The 16,106-nt window shown below is 66.7% G+C and carries 15 protein-coding genes; 10 read left to right on the top strand and 5 right to left on the bottom strand.

The genetic code is table 11. The features are described from left to right. Positions 1–178: 178 nt before the first annotated feature. The 4 genes from fabA (at position 179) to HMPREF1224_RS38745 (ending at position 4,249) form a co-directional block, all read left to right on the top strand. Positions 179–694 carry a 3-hydroxyacyl-[acyl-carrier-protein] dehydratase FabA gene (fabA, locus tag HMPREF1224_RS38760; RefSeq protein WP_003087475.1) on the top strand — a complete coding sequence of 172 codons (516 nt, stop codon included), beginning with the start codon at positions 179–181 and terminating at the stop codon, positions 692–694. Between the two features lie 11 nt (positions 695–705). Beyond that, on the top strand, positions 706–1,923 hold the full coding sequence (gene fabB / locus HMPREF1224_RS38755) for a beta-ketoacyl-ACP synthase I (RefSeq protein ID WP_003097892.1): 1,218 nt from the start codon (positions 706–708) through the stop codon (positions 1,921–1,923). A gap of 154 nt (positions 1,924–2,077) precedes the next feature. Beyond that, complete coding sequence (locus tag HMPREF1224_RS38750) at positions 2,078–3,703, top strand: methyl-accepting chemotaxis protein (RefSeq protein ID WP_003097894.1); 1,626 nt, start codon at positions 2,078–2,080, stop codon at positions 3,701–3,703. 105 nt (positions 3,704–3,808) lie between these two features. Further along, positions 3,809–4,249 carry a biofilm oxidative stress transcriptional regulator BosR gene (locus HMPREF1224_RS38745; RefSeq protein WP_003087468.1) on the top strand — a complete coding sequence of 147 codons (441 nt, stop codon included), beginning with the start codon at positions 3,809–3,811 and terminating at the stop codon, positions 4,247–4,249. A 173-nt stretch (positions 4,250–4,422) separates the two neighbouring features. Here the strand turns inward: HMPREF1224_RS38745 and HMPREF1224_RS38740 are convergent, their stop codons facing one another. Beyond that, positions 4,423–4,899, bottom strand: coding sequence for a DUF3859 domain-containing protein (locus tag HMPREF1224_RS38740; RefSeq protein ID WP_003449891.1), 477 nt, complete (start codon positions 4,897–4,899; stop codon positions 4,423–4,425). Between the two features lie 68 nt (positions 4,900–4,967). Next, positions 4,968–6,002 carry an amidohydrolase family protein gene (locus HMPREF1224_RS38735; protein WP_003097898.1) on the bottom strand — a complete coding sequence of 345 codons (1,035 nt, stop codon included), beginning with the start codon at positions 6,000–6,002 and terminating at the stop codon, positions 4,968–4,970. Here HMPREF1224_RS38735 and HMPREF1224_RS38730 point away from each other — a divergent pair. The 5 genes from HMPREF1224_RS38730 to HMPREF1224_RS38710 all read left to right on the top strand — a co-directional run bounded on the left by HMPREF1224_RS38730 (position 6,001) and on the right by HMPREF1224_RS38710 (position 11,659). Beyond that, entirely contained in the window at positions 6,001–6,906 is a 906-nt protein-coding gene (locus tag HMPREF1224_RS38730) for a substrate-binding periplasmic protein (protein WP_003097899.1), read from the top strand. The two genes, HMPREF1224_RS38735 and HMPREF1224_RS38730, sit on opposite strands and share 2 nt — an antisense overlap. 38 nt (positions 6,907–6,944) lie before the next feature. After that, positions 6,945–7,367: a MarR family winged helix-turn-helix transcriptional regulator gene (locus tag HMPREF1224_RS38725; RefSeq protein WP_003120438.1), complete on the top strand. Its 423-nt coding sequence runs from the start codon at positions 6,945–6,947 to the stop codon at positions 7,365–7,367. Positions 7,368–7,573: 206 nt separating this feature from the next. After that, positions 7,574–8,065 (top strand): (2Fe-2S)-binding protein, encoded by a 492-nt coding sequence (locus HMPREF1224_RS38720; protein WP_003097907.1) that lies wholly within the window; start codon positions 7,574–7,576, stop codon positions 8,063–8,065. Further along, positions 8,062–10,308 carry a xanthine dehydrogenase family protein molybdopterin-binding subunit gene (locus HMPREF1224_RS38715; RefSeq protein WP_010794005.1) on the top strand — a complete coding sequence of 749 codons (2,247 nt, stop codon included), beginning with the start codon at positions 8,062–8,064 and terminating at the stop codon, positions 10,306–10,308. The genes HMPREF1224_RS38720 and HMPREF1224_RS38715 overlap by 4 nt, the downstream gene beginning before the upstream one ends. 49 nt (positions 10,309–10,357) lie before the next feature. Continuing rightward, positions 10,358–11,659, top strand: a complete 1,302-nt coding sequence (locus tag HMPREF1224_RS38710) for a cytochrome c (protein WP_010794004.1) — start codon at positions 10,358–10,360, stop codon at positions 11,657–11,659. A 10-nt stretch (positions 11,660–11,669) separates the two neighbouring features. Here the strand turns inward: HMPREF1224_RS38710 and HMPREF1224_RS38705 are convergent, their stop codons facing one another. Continuing rightward, positions 11,670–12,452 (bottom strand): AraC family transcriptional regulator, encoded by a 783-nt coding sequence (locus tag HMPREF1224_RS38705; protein WP_003117756.1) that lies wholly within the window; start codon positions 12,450–12,452, stop codon positions 11,670–11,672. An 80-nt stretch (positions 12,453–12,532) separates the two neighbouring features. On the opposite strand from HMPREF1224_RS38705, the gene panB reads away from it, so the two are divergent. Beyond that, entirely contained in the window at positions 12,533–13,354 is an 822-nt protein-coding gene (gene panB / locus HMPREF1224_RS38700; protein WP_003087450.1) for a 3-methyl-2-oxobutanoate hydroxymethyltransferase, read from the top strand. Positions 13,355–13,364: 10 nt separating this feature from the next. On the opposite strand, the gene HMPREF1224_RS38695 is transcribed toward panB, so the two are convergent. Next, positions 13,365–14,090, bottom strand: coding sequence for a dienelactone hydrolase family protein (locus HMPREF1224_RS38695; RefSeq protein ID WP_003087448.1), 726 nt, complete (start codon positions 14,088–14,090; stop codon positions 13,365–13,367). A gap of 67 nt (positions 14,091–14,157) precedes the next feature. Further along, entirely contained in the window at positions 14,158–16,062 is a 1,905-nt protein-coding gene (gene htpG / locus HMPREF1224_RS38690) for a molecular chaperone HtpG (RefSeq protein WP_003087446.1), read from the bottom strand. Between the last annotated feature and the right edge of the window lie 44 nt (positions 16,063–16,106).

Genomic DNA, 16,106 nt, shown 5'->3' with positions numbered 1-16,106 from the left:
GGGCGGCAAGCGGACGCGGGAATAAAGTGAACATCTGTTCGCCGGACACTGTGACTTTCACCGCAACGCAACAGTCTATGACTAGGCTGCCGCTGCGACGCCGATACAATAACCCGGCGCGACGGCCGCTGGACGAACCGCCACAACCCTGCAGTTCAGGGATTTTTGAGGAGCTCGCATGACCAAACAACACGCCTTCACCCGAGAAGACCTGCTGCGCTGCAGTCGCGGCGAGCTGTTCGGCCCGGGTAACGCGCAACTTCCCGCCCCCAACATGCTGATGATCGATCGCATCGTTCACATCAGCGATGTCGGCGGCAAGTATGGCAAGGGCGAGCTGGTCGCCGAGCTGGATATCAACCCGGACCTGTGGTTCTTCGCCTGTCACTTCGAAGGCGATCCGGTCATGCCCGGTTGCCTGGGCCTGGATGCCATGTGGCAGCTGGTCGGTTTCTACCTCGGCTGGCAGGGCAACCCCGGCCGCGGCCGCGCCCTGGGTTCGGGCGAAGTGAAGTTCTTCGGTCAGGTTCTGCCGACAGCGAAGAAGGTCACGTATAACATTCATATCAAGCGCACGATCAATCGTTCGCTGGTCCTGGCCATCGCCGACGGCACCGTCAGCGTCGATGGCCGCGAAATCTACAGTGCCGAAGGCCTCCGCGTCGGCCTGTTCACCTCCACTGACAGCTTCTAAGGGTTATCCGCATGCGTCGCGTCGTTATCACCGGTCTGGGCATCGTTTCCTGCCTCGGCAATGACAAAGACACCGTTTCCGCCAACCTCCGTGCGGGTCGGCCCGGCATTCGCTTCAATCCGTCCTACGCCGAGATGGGCCTGCGCAGCCACGTTTCCGGTTCGGTCGACCTGAACCTCGAAGAGCTGATCGATCGCAAGGTCTTCCGCTTCATGGGCGATGCCGCCGCCTACGCCTACCTGGCGATGGAGCAGGCGATCAAGGACTCCGGCCTGACTCCGGAACAGATTTCCAACCCCCGCACCGGCCTGATCGCCGGCTCCGGCGGCGCTTCCACCCTGAACCAGATGGAAGCCATCGACACCCTGCGCGAGAAAGGCGTCAAGCGCATCGGCCCATACCGCGTGACCCGCACCATGGGCAGCACCGTATCGGCCTGCCTGGCCACACCGTTCCAGATCAAGGGCGTCAACTACTCGATCTCCTCCGCCTGCGCCACCAGCGCCCATTGCATCGGCCAAGCCATGGAACAGATCCAGTTGGGCAAGCAGGACGTGGTCTTCGCCGGCGGCGGCGAAGAGGAACACTGGAGCCAGAGCTGCCTGTTCGACGCCATGGGCGCCCTCTCCACCCAGTACAACGACACTCCGGAAAAGGCCTCCCGCGCCTACGACGCCAAGCGTGACGGCTTCGTCATCGCCGGCGGCGGCGGCATGGTGGTGGTCGAGGAGCTGGAGCATGCGCTCAAGCGCGGCGCCAAGATCTACGCCGAGATCGTCGGCTACGGCGCCACCTCCGACGGCTACGACATGGTCGCCCCGAGCGGCGAAGGCGCGATCCGCTGCATGCAGCAGGCGCTGGCCACCGTCGACGCGCCGATCGACTACCTGAACACCCACGGCACCTCCACCCCGGTCGGCGACGTCGCCGAGATCCGAGGCGTGCGCGAAGTGTTCGGTGACAAGGCGCCGGCCATCAGCTCGACGAAGAGCCTGTCCGGCCACTCGCTGGGCGCCGCCGGCGTGCACGAGGCGATCTATTGCCTGCTGATGATGGAGGGCGGCTTCATCGCCGGCTCCGCCAACATCGACGAACTCGACCCGGAAGTGGCCGACCTGCCGATTCTCCGCGAGACCCGCGAGAACGCCAAGCTCGATACCGTCATGAGCAACAGCTTCGGCTTCGGCGGCACCAACGCCACCCTGGTCCTCAAGCGCTGGCAGGGTTGATTCCCTCCATCGCCGCATGAAGCGCCCTCCGGGGCGCTTTTTTGTACCCAGCGTTTCTTTACCCGGACTGCATGAACGGGCTAAACCTCCCGCCCTGCCTGCCGATAGTACTGGTCAGCCCCGTCCCTCTTCCTGCCCCCTGGAATCCGCCATCATGTCTTTGCGCAGTATGCCCATCGCGACCCGTGCCGCCCTGAGTTTCGCCCTGATCACCGCTCTGCTGGTCATCACCGGCATCTTTTCCCTGAACCGGATGGGTTCGCTCAACGAAGCCTCTTCGGACATCAGCGACAACTGGCTGCCTAGCGTCCGCGAAAGCGCCGAGTTGAACGTTCTGCTCGCCGAACTGCGGCAGGTGCAACTGGCCCATGTGCTGGCGGCGGACGATAGCAGCAAGCGCTTCCTGGAAAGCCGCATGACGGAAATCGGCAAGGAACTGACCGATCGCGAGGGCGCCTACCAACGGCTGATCAGTGGTGCCGACGAGCGCTCGATCTACGAGCGCTACCTGGCTACCCGGCAGACGCTCCTGCAAAGCCAGCAGACCCTGGTGCAGATGTCGCGCAGCAAGCCGCTGGAAGAGACCCGCCAGTACACCGAAAGCACCTTGCTCGACCAGTACCGCGCCACCCAGCAGCAACTGCAGGCGCTGATCGACTTCAACGTCAAGGGCGCCAGCCAGGCCAGCCACACGGCCGATGAGGTCTATGACAGCGCCTTCGCCGCAGTGATCGGCGTACTGCTGGTCGCCGGCCTCGCTACCGTGGTACTGGCCTGGCTGTTCACCCGCAGCATCACCCAACCGATCGGCGAGGCGCTGCGAGTGGCCGAGGTGATCGCTTCCGGCGACCTCACCAGCCGCATCGACACCTCTGGCCGCGACGAACCGGCCAAGCTGCTGGTCGCCCTCCAGGGCATGCAGGCACAACTGCGCCAGACCATCCAGCAGATCGGCAGCTCGGCGACCCAACTGGCCTCCGCCGCGGAGGAACTCAGCGCCGTCACCGAGCAGGGCAACCGCTCGCTGACCCAGCAGAACGACGAAATCCAGATGGCCGCCACCGCGGTCAACGAGATGACCGCCGCCGTCGAGGAAGTGGCGCGCAACGCCAGCTCCACCTCGGACGCCTCGTCCGCCTCCGAGCAATCGGCGCAGAACGGACGCCAGCGGGTACTGGAGACGGTCCAGGCGATCCGCCTGATGAGCGAAGAAGTGGACAATACCTCGGCGCTGGTCGGCGGCCTGGCGGAAAAGGCCCAGGACATTTCCAAGGTCCTCGACGTGATCCGCGGTATCGCCGAACAGACCAATCTCCTGGCGCTCAACGCGGCCATCGAGGCGGCTCGCGCCGGCGAGCAGGGCCGCGGTTTCGCCGTGGTCGCCGACGAGGTTCGCGCCCTCGCCCATCGCACCCAGGAATCCACCCGCGAGATCGAGCAGATGATCGCCAACATCCAGGAAGGCACCGGCGCCGCGGTCGGCGCCATGGACAGCAGCAGCGTACGCGCCCGCAACATGCTGGAGATCGCCGAAGCCGCCGGCCTGGCGCTCAACGAGATCGCGGAGCGGGTCGGCCAGATCAACGAGCGTACCCTGGTGATCGCCAGCGCCTCCGAGCAGCAGGCCCAGGTGGCCCGCGAGGTCGACCGCAACCTGGTGAACATCCGCGACATCTCGCTGCAGACGTCCGCCGGCTCCAACCAGACCGCCGCCGCCAGCCAGGAACTGTCGCAACTGGCCATCGACCTGAACAACATGGTCACCCGCTTCGTCGTCTGACCATGCCGTGCGCCGTCTCACGGCGGCGCACTTCCTCCGGTTGCCCAGCGTGAAGCCCGGGTTTTACCATGAAACCCGATCCTCTCCCCCTCCGGAGCCGCCCAGATGGTCAAGCGCACCAGCCACAAGCAAGCCAGTTGTCCAGTCGCCCGCCCGCTGGACGTGATCGGCGACGGCTGGTCGATGCTCATCGTGCGCGATGCCTTCGAAGGACTGACGCGCTTCGGCGAATTCCAGAAGAGCCTCGGCCTGGCCAAGAACATCCTGGCGGCGCGCCTGCGCAACCTGGTGGAGCACGGCGTGATGGTGGCGGTCCCGGCCGAAAGCGGCAGTCACCAGGAATACCGTCTGACTGACAAGGGACGCGCGCTCTTCCCCCTGCTGGTGGCGATTCGGCAGTGGGGCGAGGACTATTTCTTCGCCCCGGACGAATCCCATGTCCGCCTGGTCGAGCGCGACAGCGGCCAGCCGGTGCCGCGCCTGCAGGTACGCGCCGGCGACGGCAGTCCGCTCGCCGCGGAAGATACCCGGGTCAGCAGGGACTGATCGAAGGACGAACAGGCTACCGACGGCATCCGTTCGTACGCCGCCCAAACGGCGGATAACCGCAGGCGGTTATTCGCCCTACCGCACGCAGGCAACCCTTGCCCGGTAGAGCGAATGGCGCCCCCGCGTTATCCACGCCACACAAGAAAACCAGCGCTTTGCATGGCTCGCGCTCAGCGCACGTCGAAGGATTTCTCCGCCAGCAGGCGATCGCCCTGGAACACCATCAACCGCCATTCGCCCTTCACCACTTCGTGCGGCTCGGTGAATTCGTAGGCCATGACATCGGTCGGCGCGCCCGGCACCAGCTTCTGCACCACTTCGAACTTGTCATGCCGCTGACCATCCGGAGTGACCACGCCCGGGGTGAGGTAGAGCAGCGTCAAAGGCGTATCGCCTTCCTGCTTGCCGCTGAGTTGATAACGCATGCCGAACTTGGTGCCGAGCTTGGCCGGGACTTCGGTGGTCTGCTGGATGTTCTGCTCGCCACGGGTCAATACCCGTTCGCCGGGCTGGAAATCCTGGTAGCGGCTTTCGAACACGCCATATTCGATGGGGCCGTCGATACGCACCTCGGCCTGCGCCGCCACGGCGACGCCGGCGCCGAGCAGGAAGACGGAACGACTGATGCAAGAACGGATGAAGGACATGACTCACTCCTGGATGGGACTGGCGCGAGCCTATGACGCCGGCATGACAGACTGATGACGAATCCGGGTTATTCGCCTCGCGGATCGGCGGGCTGGCGCGGCAGCACCGCCAGGAAGTTGTCCCGCGCCACCTGGCGAGCGACCTGCTCGGGCAAGGCGTCGAGGAACGGATCGAAGCTCGCCATCAACTCGGGCAGGCTGTCGAACTGGCCGACCACATCGGAACCGAGCATGAAGCGTTGCGGAAACCGCTCGACCAGTGCCAGCCACTGCGGATCCGGCTTGCCCTGCTCGTCCAGCAGGTACGGGCGCAACACCGACCAGGACAGGTCGATGTAGAGGTTCGGGTAGCGCTGTAGCAGACGCCGAAGGGTCGGCAGGAGGAAGTCCAGTTTCTTCTGGTGGCGATGGATCTCCATGCTGGTCCCGGCATGGGCCCAGATGAACCGCACATGCGGGTGATTGCGCAGGGGCTCCTCGATTTCCGCCAGGTACAGCGGGTTGCGTTCGCGCTTGGAAGTGACGTTGGCGTGCAGCAACACCGGCAGGTCGAATTCGGCGGCCAGGTGATAGACCCGCGCCAGCGCCTCGTTGTTGGCCCTCGGCACGTCGCCGTAGGTCAGCGCGGTGAGGTCGTCGTGACGGGTAAAGATCTCGCCGATGCCCTGCCAGAGTCCCGGGTCCAGCTCCAGCATGCGACGGATGTGCGCGTCGGCGTTCTTGTCGGTCGGGTTGAAACCGGTCAGGAACGGATGCACGCGCCGCCGCTGCTCGGCTGGCAGGGATTTCACCGCCGCCGCCACGATCACGTCGGTGGCGCTGTACCAATAGGCTCCGGCATCGTCACCAGCGTAGTAGCGCGGCCGCTTCGGCTCGTCCTCGTGCCATTTCTTGGCGACCGCGACGCCGCTGAGCATCACATGGTCGACCCGGCCTTTGTCCATCGCCTCCAGCAGCCGCGGCATGCCTTCGCTTTCCTGGAAAAAATCCACATAGTGCACGTGAGCGTCGCTGTAGCGATAATCCCTGGCATGGGTCAAGGATGTCACCAGGGACAGGGCGAACAATGTCGAAAACAGGGCACGCGTACGGGGGCCAGCCATGGCATTCCTCCTGATAGGCCTGAGTGAACATAGACCGCTGCCGCTCGGCCAGGGTTCGCCGCTCCGCTGGCTGGCCCTGCTGTTCGGCCTGCTGGCCTGGCATGCCGGGGCTGGCGAACGGGTGATCTATCCGCGCCACTCCGAAGGGCGCAACCCCGAACCCTACGTCGTCGAGCTGCTGCAACTGGCGCTGGCCAGGAGCGGCGGCGACTACCGCCTGGAGCCCAGCGCGCAGCCCATGCCGCAGTCCCGTGCGCAACTGCGCCTGGAGCAGGACGATCCGGGCCTGCAGGTGATGTGGGCGCAGTCCCGCGACGACCTGGAAGAGACCCTGCTGCCGATCCGCATTCCGATCTATCGCGGCCTGATCGGCTGGCGCATTCCCCTGGTCAGCGCCGCCAACAAGGATATCCTGGCCTCGGCGCGGACCCTCGACGATCTCCGCCGCCTGCGCTTCGGCCAGCGCCAGGACTGGGCCGACACACCGATCCTGCGCGCCAACGGCCTGGAGGTGAAGACCAGCCAGAACTACGAGAGCCTGTTCCGCATGCTCGATGCCGGCCGCTTCGAGGTCTTCCCCCGCGAGGTCGTAGTGATCGACGGAGAACTGGAGGACGCCTCCCGCGCCGGGCTGCACCTGGCGATCGACCAGCACGTGGCCCTGCACTACCCCGCGGCCTTCTATTTCTTCGTTTCGCGTCAACGCCCGGAACTGGCCGAGGCCATTCGCCAGGGCCTGGAGAAGGCGATTGCCGACGGTAGCTTCGAACGGCTGTTCGAGCGACATTTCAAGACGCGGCTGGGCAAGCTTGCCCTTCGGCAGCGGAGAATAATCGAGCTGAAAAACCCCTATCTTCCAGGAAAAACTCCTTTTCAGCGCGAGGCGCTCTGGTACCGGCCGTGAGCTAGAATGAAGCCCTCACGCCACCACCGATGTCCAGCATGTCCCGTAACGCCCCGTACCGCCTCGACGACCAGATCGGCTTCATCCTGCGCCAAGCCAACCAGCGCTATGCGGCGTTGTTCGCCAATGGCATCGGCAACGGCCTGACCCCCACCCAGTGGGCCGCCCTGGTCCGCCTCGGCGAGACCGGACCCTGCCCGCAGAACCAGCTCGGCCGACTCACCGCCATGGACGCCGCGACCATCAAGGGCGTCGTCGAGCGCCTGGACAAACGGGGACTGATCCAGCGCAGCGCCGATCCGGACGACGGCCGGCGCCTGCTGGTCAGCCTCAGTCCTGCCGGACGCGCCGAACTCGAGGCCGGCCTGGCGGCCGCCCGCGAGATCAACCGGCAGGCCTTGGCCCCCCTCTCCCCGCAAGAACAGGAAACCCTGCGCGGGTTGCTCGCTCGCCTGACCTGAGGCCATTGCGGTCTATCCTTTTGTCCGCGTTGCGTCGCCCGGAGCTGCGCCTTTCGTCGTAGCGGCCTGCCATTGACAGTTCACCGCAGGCGTTCATAACATGTTTGTATACAAACAAATTCCCGCATAGCCGCATGCTACCAGGCACGGCTGACGGGATATCCGCCTGATGAACAGCCATGCCGCCGGCATGGGGAGAAACCGCCATGAGCGATGCCCTTGCCCTGACCGTCAACGGTCAGTCCCTGCGCCTCGATGTCGCCCCCGATACCCCCCTGCTCTATGTCCTGCGCAACGACCTGCAACTGAACGGTCCCAAGTTCGGCTGCGGCCTCGGCGAGTGCGGCGCCTGCACCGTGCTGATGGATGGCGTCGCCACCCGCTCCTGCATCACCCCGGTGGAGGCCGCCGTAGGCCGCCGGGTGGTTACCCTCGAAGGACTCGGCGATGCCGCCCATCCCCATCCGCTGCAACAGGCCTTCATCGACGAACAGGCCGCCCAATGCGGCTACTGCATCAACGGCATGGTGATGACCGCCAAGGCGTTGCTGGATCGCAACCCGAACCCCAGCGACGGCGAGATCCGCCAGGAATTGGCCTACAACCTGTGTCGCTGCGGCACCCATGTGGAGATTCTCAAGGCCGTGCGGCGTGCCGCCGAGAGCCTGAAGGAGCATCAGGAGGAGCACCCGGCATGAGCCTGGCCAATCCCTCGCGACGCGGCTTCCTCAAGGCCGGCGGCCTGCTGCTGGTCACCGTCAACCTGCCCGCCCCGCTGCTCGCCCTTGCCGAGCAGGGCGCCACCGACCTGCCGCTGGACCAGGTCGACTCGTTCATCGCCATTGCCGCGGACGGCAAGGTCACCGCCTTCTGCGGCCACGTCGACCTTGGTACCGGCATCCGCACGGCACTGGCGCAGATCGTCGCCGAAGAGTTGGACGTCGCGTTCGAGCAGGTCGAGATGATCCTCGGCGACACCCGTCGTACACCGGACCAGGGGCCGACCATCGCCAGCGCCAGCATCCAGGTCAGCGCCGTGCCGCTGCGCCAGGCCGCCGCCGAAGCCCGGCGCTTCCTCCTGCGCCAGGCCGGAAGCCATTTCCCGGTGCATCCGGACAGCCTGCGCAGCGAAAACGGCCAGGTCTTCGCCGCCGCCAATCCGCAGCGACGGATCGGCTACGGCGAGTTGCTGCGAGGCCAGCGCTTCAACCTGAACATCGACGGCAAGGCGCCGCTCAAGCCGCGCAGCGAGTACCGTCTGGTCGGCAAGCCGGTGCGTCGGGTGGACATCCCGGCGAAGCTGACCGGTCAACTGACCTATGTCCACGACATGCGCTTGCCCGGCATGCTGCATGGGCGAGTGGTACGCCCGCCCTATACCGGCGCGGATGTCAGCGCCCCGCTCGGCAGCGGCCTGCTGGCGGTGGACGAAAGCTCGGTCGCCGGGCTGCCGGGGCTGGTCAAGGTGGTCGTGATCGGCGACTTCGTCGGCGTGGTCTGCGAACGCGAGGAGCAGGCGATCCGCGCCGCGCGCCAGCTCAAGGTGCGCTGGAAGGACTGGCAGGGCCTGCCGCCGCTGGAACCCGACCGGCTCGAGGACACGCTTCGCCGGCATCCGAAGAAGCCACGCACGCTGCACGACTCACCCGGTCTCGAGCAGCACCTCGCGGGCATCGCCCGGCCGCTGTCGGCCACCTATGTCTGGCCCTACCAGTTGCACGCCTCCATCGGCCCTTCCTGCGCCCTCGCCGAGGTCGATGCGCAGCGCGCTCGCGTCTGGTCCGGCACGCAGAACCCGCACGACCTGCGCAACGACCTGGCCAGGCTGCTGCAGCGCGAGACCGGGGACATCGAGGTGATCCGCATGGAAGCCGCCGGCTGCTACGGACGCAACGGCGCCGACGACGTCAGCGCCGACGCCGTGCTCCTGGCGCAGGCAGTGGGCCGACCGGTACGGGTACAACTGATGCGCGAACAGGAACATGGCTGGGAACCGAAAGGCACCGCGCAACTGATCGAGGTCCGCGGCGGCCTCGACGAGCAAGGCCGGGTGGCGGCCTACGACTTCGCCACCTGCTACCCCTCCAACGGTGCGCCGACCCTGGCCCTGCTCCTCACCGGGCGGATCCAGGCCACCCCGCAGGTGGCCGACATGGGCGACCGCACCGCGATCCCGCAATACCGCTACCCGCGGATGCGGGTGGTGGCCAACGACGCCGCCCCCATCGTCCGCGCGTCCTGGATGCGCGGCGTCTCGGCGCTGCCGAACGTGTTCGCCCATGAGTCCTACGCCGACGAACTGGCGCACCTGGCCGGCATCGACCCCATCGCCTTCCGCCGCCGCTACCTGGACGACCAGCGCGCCCTGGCGCTGATCGACGCCCTGGTCGCCCGCGCCGGCTGGCAGCCACGCACCTCCCCCAACCCAGAGGCGCGCCGGGACGGCGTGCTGAAGGGACGCGGCTTCGCCTATGCGCGCTACTTCCACAGCAAGTTTCCCGGTTTCGGCGCCGCCTGGGCCGCCTGGATCGTCGACGTCGAGGTGAACCCGGAGAACGGCGCGGTGCGCGTCGCCAAGGTCTGGGTCGCCCATGACTGCGGGCAGATGGTCAATCCCGATGGGGTCAGGCACCAGGTCCACGGCAACGTCATCCAGTCCACCAGCCGGGTACTCAAGGAGTTCGCCACCTTCGACCGCCGTGGCGTCACCAGCCTGGAATGGGGCGGCTACCCGATCCTCGGCTTCCCCGAACTGCCGGAGATCGACGTACTGCTGCTCGACCGCCCCGAGCAGCCACCGATGGGCGCTGGCGAGTCAGCCTCGGTGCCCAGCGCCGCGGCCATCGTCAATGCGATCTTCGACGCTACCGGAGCGCGCCTGCGACAGGTGCCGTTCACTCCGGAACGCGTACTCGCGGCGCTGCGCAGCGCGCAGGCCTGATCCTTTTCCCCGGGGCGCCGCGGCGCCCCGCGCAGTGGATGACTGACAGATGAAGAAGGCAACACGCATCGGCCTCTGGGCCTCCGGCAGCCTCGTCGCGCTCGCCGCCATCGCCCTCGGCTACGCCTGGCAACCGGCCATCGGGCCACTGGAAGGCACACCCGGTCCCTTCAGCACCGAGCAGATCGCCCGCGGCGAACGCCTCGCCGCCCTCGGCGACTGCGCGGTCTGCCACACTCGCGAAGGCGGCCCGCGCAACGCCGGCGGACGGGCCTTGCCGACGCCGTTCGGGACGATCTACAGCAGCAACCTCACGCCGGATCGCGCGAGCGGCATCGGTGGCTGGTCCTACCCCGCCTTCGAGCGGGCCATGCGGCATGGCGTGGCCCGCGACGGCAGCTACCTGTATCCGGCGTTCCCTTACACCGCCTTCACCAGGACTCGCGACGAAGACCTGAAGGCCCTGTACGCCTACCTGATGAGCCAGCCGGCGGTGCACAGCGAAACGCCTGCCAACCAGCTGCCGTTCCCCTTCGACCAACGCCAGCTGATGGCCGGCTGGAACCTGCTGTTCCTGGAGCCCGGCGCCTACCGCGACGAGCCGACGCGCAACCAGCAATGGAACCGCGGCGCCTATCTCGCCGAAGGCCTCGGCCATTGCAGCGCCTGCCACTCGCCGCGCAATGCGCTCGGCGCGGAAAAGTCCGGCAGCGCGCACTTCGCCGGCGGCGAGGCGGAGGGCTGGACCGCGCCAGCCTTGAACGCCAGTTCGCCGGCGCCCATCGCCTGGAGCGAGGAGGCCCTCTACGCCTACCTCCGCCACGGCTATTCGGCCTACCACGGGGTCGCCAGCGGGCCGATGGCGCCAGTGGTCGGCGAAGGCCTGGCCAAGCAGTCGGACGAGGACCTGCGGGCCCTGGCCCATTACCTTGCGTCCTACGCCGCTGCCCCGGCCGGGGAAACCGATCAGCAACAGGCGCAACGCCTCGACCGGCAGGGCTACGGCCGCGTGCAACCGCCCAGCGGCAGCGGCGCGCGCCTGTTCGCCGGGGCCTGCCTGGCCTGCCACCATGACGGCGACGGACCGCGCTTCTTCGGCGTGCGTCCATCCCTGGCGCTGAACAGCAATGTGCATGCGGACAGCCCGGACAACCTGCTGCGGATCATCCTCGACGGCATCCACAGCCCGGCCACCGGCGACCTCGGCTATATGCCCGGCTTCCGCCACAGCCTCGACGACCGGCAAGTCGCCGCCCTGGCCAACTACCTGCGCGAGCGTTTCGCCGGCAAGCCCGCCTGGCCGGACCTCGCGGCCAAGGCGGCAAGCCTGCGCCGACAGGCGGCGCCCTGAAGCATGCGGCTCAGTTGGGCAAGCGCAGGGAGCGGGCGAAGCAACCGGGGGTCTGGCCGAAATGACGCTGGAACAGGCTGATGAACGCCGAGGTGGAGTCGTAGCCAAGGTCGCTGGCCACCCGCGTCACGCTGGCGCCCTCCTCCAGCGCGGCGACCGCGTTGAGCAGACGCAGGCGCTGGCGCCACTCGCGAAACGACAACTGGGTCTGCTCGCGGAACAACCGCGCCAGGGTCCGTCGGGACGCCCCCACCAGTCCCGCCCAATCCGAGATGCCGCGCGGATCGGCGGGATCCGCCTGTAGCGCGTCGGTGATCCGGCGCAAGCGCGGGTCGCCAGGCAACGGCAGGTTCAGCGGCGCCTCGCGAAGGCGCCCGACCTCATCGGCGACCACCTGCATGAGACGCTCGGCCTCGCCACCCGGCGGATATTCACGGGGAAACTCCGCCGCCCGCAGCAACAGTTCGCGCAGCAGGCCGGACACCTCCAGTACCCGGCAACCGCCGGGCAGCGAACGATCCAGGTAGAGACTGCGGAACAGCACAGGGTTGCAAGCCTCCGCGGCGTGCCGGACGCCCGGCGGAATCCACAGCGCCCGCTGCGCCGGCACCAGATAGCTGTGCCGCTCGGTGCTGGCGCGCAAGGTGCCGCTGGCGGCGTACATCAGTTGGCCCCAGGGGTGCTCGTGCATCTCCACCCGGTGCCCGGCGGGCATCTCGAAGGCGCGCAGGTACACCGCGCAGGGCAGGCTGCGGAATCGCGGCAGGTCGCGTTCTTGTCCCGTTTGCGGCATCGGTTGTCCCCATCCGTCGAGTGAGCGGTGCGCGGCCGATGGTAGCGTGTGGCTCCCCATAGACAAACCGGAGCCACGCCATGAGCAGTCATCGCCCGCAACATCGCCTGTCCGTTCCCGATATCCAGCGCCGCAAGGGTGCCGGCAGCCTGGTGGCGCTGACCGCCTACAGCACGCCCATGGCCCGCCTCCTCGATCCGCATGCCGACCTGCTGCTGGTCGGCGATTCGCTGGGCATGGTGCTCTATGGCATGCCCAGCACCCTGGGAGTGAGCCTGGAGATGATGGTCGCCCACACCCTGGCGGTGATGCGCGGCAGTCGGCGCGCCTGCGTGGTGGCCGACTTGCCGTTCGCCAGCTACCAGGAATCGCCCCGACAGGCGTTCCGCAACGCCGCACGCCTGCTGGCCGACAGCGGCGCCCAGGCGGTGAAGCTGGAAGGCGGTGAGGAAATGGAAGAAACCGTGGACTTCCTGGTACGCCGTGGCATACCGGTGCTCGCCCATATCGGCCTGATGCCGCAGCAGGTCAACGCCATGGGCGGCTTCAAGGCCCAGGGGCGTGACCCGGAAAGCGCCGAACGGGTACGCCGCGACGGCCTCGCCATGCAGCGCGGCGGCGCCTTCGCGGTGGTCATCGAAGGCGTAGGCGAGCCGCTGGCCCGTCGCCTTAGCGAAGAACTGGCGATCCCCTGCATCGGTATCGGCGCCTCGCCGGCCTGCGACGGCCAGGTACTGGTCAGCGAGGACCTGCTCGGGCTAAGCGGCGAACAGGTACCGCGCTTCGTCGAACGCTACGCGCGCCTCGACCGGGAAATCGACGAGGCGGCCCGGCGCTTCGCCGAGGACGTGCGCGAACGGCGCTTCCCCGAGGCCAGGCACTGCTTCGCCATGCGCGAGTGAGCCGGCGGTCTCAGGCGAAGACTTCCGCCAGCAGGTCGTCCATCGCCTGGAAGGCACGCCGGGAGGTCCTGGCGTCATAGTGCATCTTGCCCGGCACCTTGGCGTTCGGATCGGTGAAGGAATGCACCGCGCCGCCGTAGCTGGTGAGCTGCCAGTCGACGCCAGCATCGGTCATCTCCCTGGCGAAGGCCGGCAACTGCTCGCGCGGCACCAGCGGATCGGAGGCACCGTCGAGGACCAGTACCGCGCCCTTGATGTTCCTGGCATGCGCCGGGTCCGGCGTATCCAGGGTGCCATGGAAGGACACGAAGGCCTTCAGCTCGGCGCCGTCGCGAGCCAGCTCCAGCGCGCAGCAACCGCCGAAGCAGAAACCGAAGGCAGCCTGGCGGGTCGTATCGACAGCCGCGAGCGCCTGTCCGCGCAAGGCCGCCAGCGCTGCCTGCATGCGCTTGCGCAGCAGGGCCCGGTCGTTCTTCAGCGGCATCATCGCCGCGCCCGCCTCGTCGCCGTTCTGCGGACGCACGTCCCTGCCGTAGAGGTCCGCCACCAGCACCACGTGCCCACGGCCGGCGACCTGCCGGGCGATGTCCAGCGCGGCGGCGCTCACGCCCATCCAGTTCGGCGCCATCAGCAGGCCCGGGCGCGGCCCCGCGTGGCTGGCGTCGTACACCAGTTGACCTTCGTACGGCTGCCCATCGATGTCGTAGGCGACCGGCTCTACACGAATCTCACTCATGGGTACTGCTCCTGCGAGAGTTGGAAAAGACAAAGCCCGCCGAAGCGGGCTTTGTCGGGGCTACTGCTTAAGCGGACAGCTCCACCAGCAGCTTGTTCAGTCGGCGTACGTAGGCGCCCGGATCCTTGAGGCTGTCCCCCGCGGCCAGGGCGGCCTGGTCGAAGAGAATATGCGACAGCTCGCCGAAGCGGTCCTCGTCCGGCTCCGCATCCAGCTTCTCGATCAGCGGATGCTGCGGGTTGATCTCGAAGATCGGCTTCGAGTCCGGCACTTTCTGCCCGCTGGCCTCGAGGATCTGGCGCATCTGCAGGCCAAGGTCCTGTTCGCCGATGGCGAGGATCGCCGGCGAATCGGTCAGGCGGTGGGAAACGCGGACTTCGCTGACCTGCTCGTCGAGCACCTTTTTCAGGCGCTCGATCAGGCCTTCCTTGCTCTTGGCGACTTCTTCCTGGGCCTTCTTGTCCTCTTCCGAGTCCAGGCTGCCCAGGTCCAGGTCGCCGCGGGCGACATCGACGAACTGCTTGCCGTCGAACTCCGGCAGGTAGCTCATCAGCCACTCGTCGATGCGATCGGTGAGCAGCAGCACCTCGATGCCCTTCTTGCGGAAGACTTCCAGGTGCGGGCTGTTCTTCACCTGCGAGTAGCTCTCGCCGGTGAGGTAGTAGATCTTGTCCTGGCCTTCCTTCATCCGACCGATGTAGTCGGCCAGCGCTACGCTCTGCTCGCCCGAATCGTCGCCGGTGGAGGCGAAGCGCAGCAGGCCGGCGATCTTCTCCTTGTTGCCGAAGTCTTCCGCCGGGCCTTCCTTGAGGACCTGGCCGAAGTTCTTCCAGAAGGTCTTGTACTGCTCCGGCTCGTTCTTCGCCAGCTTCTCCAGCATGTCCAGCACGCGCTTGGTCAACGCCGACTTCATCGAGTCGATCACCGGATCCTTCTGCAGGATTTCCCGGGAGACGTTCAGCGACAGGTCGTTGGAGTCGACCACACCCTTGATGAAGCGCAGGTACAGCGGCAGGAACTCGTCGGCCTGGTCCATGATGAACACGCGCTGTACGTACAGCTTCAGGCCCCGCGGCGCTTCGCGATGGTACAGGTCGAACGGCGCGCGGCCCGGCACGTAGAGCAGCGAGGTGTATTCCAGCTTGCCTTCGACCTTGTTGTGGCTCCAGCTCAGCGGGTTCTCGAAGTCATGGGCGACGTGCTTGTAGAACTCCTGGTATTCCTCGTCCTTCACCTCGGCGCGCGGACGGGTCCACAGCGCGCTGGCGCGGTTGACCGTTTCCCATTCCGGCTCGGCCGGCTTGTCGGCCTCTTCGCCGTGGAATTCCTTGGGCAGCTCGATCGGCAAAGCGATGTGATCGGAGTATTTCTTGATCACGTTGCGCAGGCGCCAGCCATCGGCGAACTCCTCCTCGCCCTTTTTCAGGTGGAGGACGATGCGGGTGCCGCGCTCGGGCTTGTCGATGGTAGCGACGTCGAACTCGCCCTCGCCCTTCGACGACCAGTGCACCCCTTCGCTGGCCGGCTGGCCGGCGCGACGGGAGTAGACATCGACCTTGTCGGCGACGATGAAGGCGCTGTAGAAACCGACGCCGAACTGACCGATCAGGTGCGAATCCTTCTTCTGGTCGCCAGACAAGTTCTTCAGGAAGTCGGCGGTCCCGGACTTGGCGATGGTGCCCAGGTGAGTCACCACATCCTCGCGGCTCATGCCGATGCCGTTGTCTTCCAGGGTGACGGTGTTGGCTTCCTTGTCGAAGCTGACGCGGATCTTCAGCTCGGCGCCGCCCTCGAGCAGCTCGGGATTGGCCAGGGCTTCGAAACGCAGCTTGTCGGCGGCGTCCGAGGCGTTGGAAATCAGTTCGCGGAGGAAGATTTCCTTGTTCGAATAGAGAGAATGAATCATCAGGTGAAGCAGTTGCTTCACTTCAGTCTGAAAGCCCAGTGTCTCTTTTTGGGTTTCCACGCTCATCGCTCCAAGCTCCATCAATGACATAAGCCGCGTACCACGGCGGA

Origin of the sequence: Pseudomonas sp. P179, from assembly GCF_000478485.2 — a bacterium.
Classification (GTDB): Bacteria; Pseudomonadota; Gammaproteobacteria; order Pseudomonadales; family Pseudomonadaceae; genus Pseudomonas; species Pseudomonas aeruginosa.
This window is presented reverse-complemented; position numbering and strand designations above follow the sequence as displayed.

Bases quoted from the DNA above. Each gene is read 5' to 3' on its own strand.
- fabB (WP_003097892.1), top strand. From the start codon at position 706: ATGCGTCGCGTCGTTATCACCGGTCTGGGCATCGTTTCCTGCCTCGGC.
- HMPREF1224_RS38710 (WP_010794004.1), top strand. From the start codon at position 10,358: ATGAAGAAGGCAACACGCATCGGCCTCTGGGCCTCCGGCAGCCTCGTC.
- htpG (WP_003087446.1), bottom strand. From the start codon at position 16,062: ATGAGCGTGGAAACCCAAAAAGAGACACTGGGCTTTCAGACTGAAGTG.
- HMPREF1224_RS38750 (WP_003097894.1), top strand. From the start codon at position 2,078: ATGTCTTTGCGCAGTATGCCCATCGCGACCCGTGCCGCCCTGAGTTTC.
- HMPREF1224_RS38720 (WP_003097907.1), top strand. From the start codon at position 7,574: ATGAGCGATGCCCTTGCCCTGACCGTCAACGGTCAGTCCCTGCGCCTC.
- HMPREF1224_RS38730 (WP_003097899.1), top strand. From the start codon at position 6,001: ATGGCATTCCTCCTGATAGGCCTGAGTGAACATAGACCGCTGCCGCTC.
- HMPREF1224_RS38695 (WP_003087448.1), bottom strand. From the start codon at position 14,090: ATGAGTGAGATTCGTGTAGAGCCGGTCGCCTACGACATCGATGGGCAG.
- HMPREF1224_RS38725 (WP_003120438.1), top strand. From the start codon at position 6,945: ATGTCCCGTAACGCCCCGTACCGCCTCGACGACCAGATCGGCTTCATC.
- HMPREF1224_RS38745 (WP_003087468.1), top strand. From the start codon at position 3,809: ATGGTCAAGCGCACCAGCCACAAGCAAGCCAGTTGTCCAGTCGCCCGC.
- HMPREF1224_RS38705 (WP_003117756.1), bottom strand. From the start codon at position 12,452: ATGCCGCAAACGGGACAAGAACGCGACCTGCCGCGATTCCGCAGCCTG.
- panB (WP_003087450.1), top strand. From the start codon at position 12,533: ATGAGCAGTCATCGCCCGCAACATCGCCTGTCCGTTCCCGATATCCAG.
- HMPREF1224_RS38735 (WP_003097898.1), bottom strand. From the start codon at position 6,002: ATGGCTGGCCCCCGTACGCGTGCCCTGTTTTCGACATTGTTCGCCCTG.
- HMPREF1224_RS38715 (WP_010794005.1), top strand. From the start codon at position 8,062: ATGAGCCTGGCCAATCCCTCGCGACGCGGCTTCCTCAAGGCCGGCGGC.
- fabA (WP_003087475.1), top strand. From the start codon at position 179: ATGACCAAACAACACGCCTTCACCCGAGAAGACCTGCTGCGCTGCAGT.
- HMPREF1224_RS38740 (WP_003449891.1), bottom strand. From the start codon at position 4,899: ATGTCCTTCATCCGTTCTTGCATCAGTCGTTCCGTCTTCCTGCTCGGC.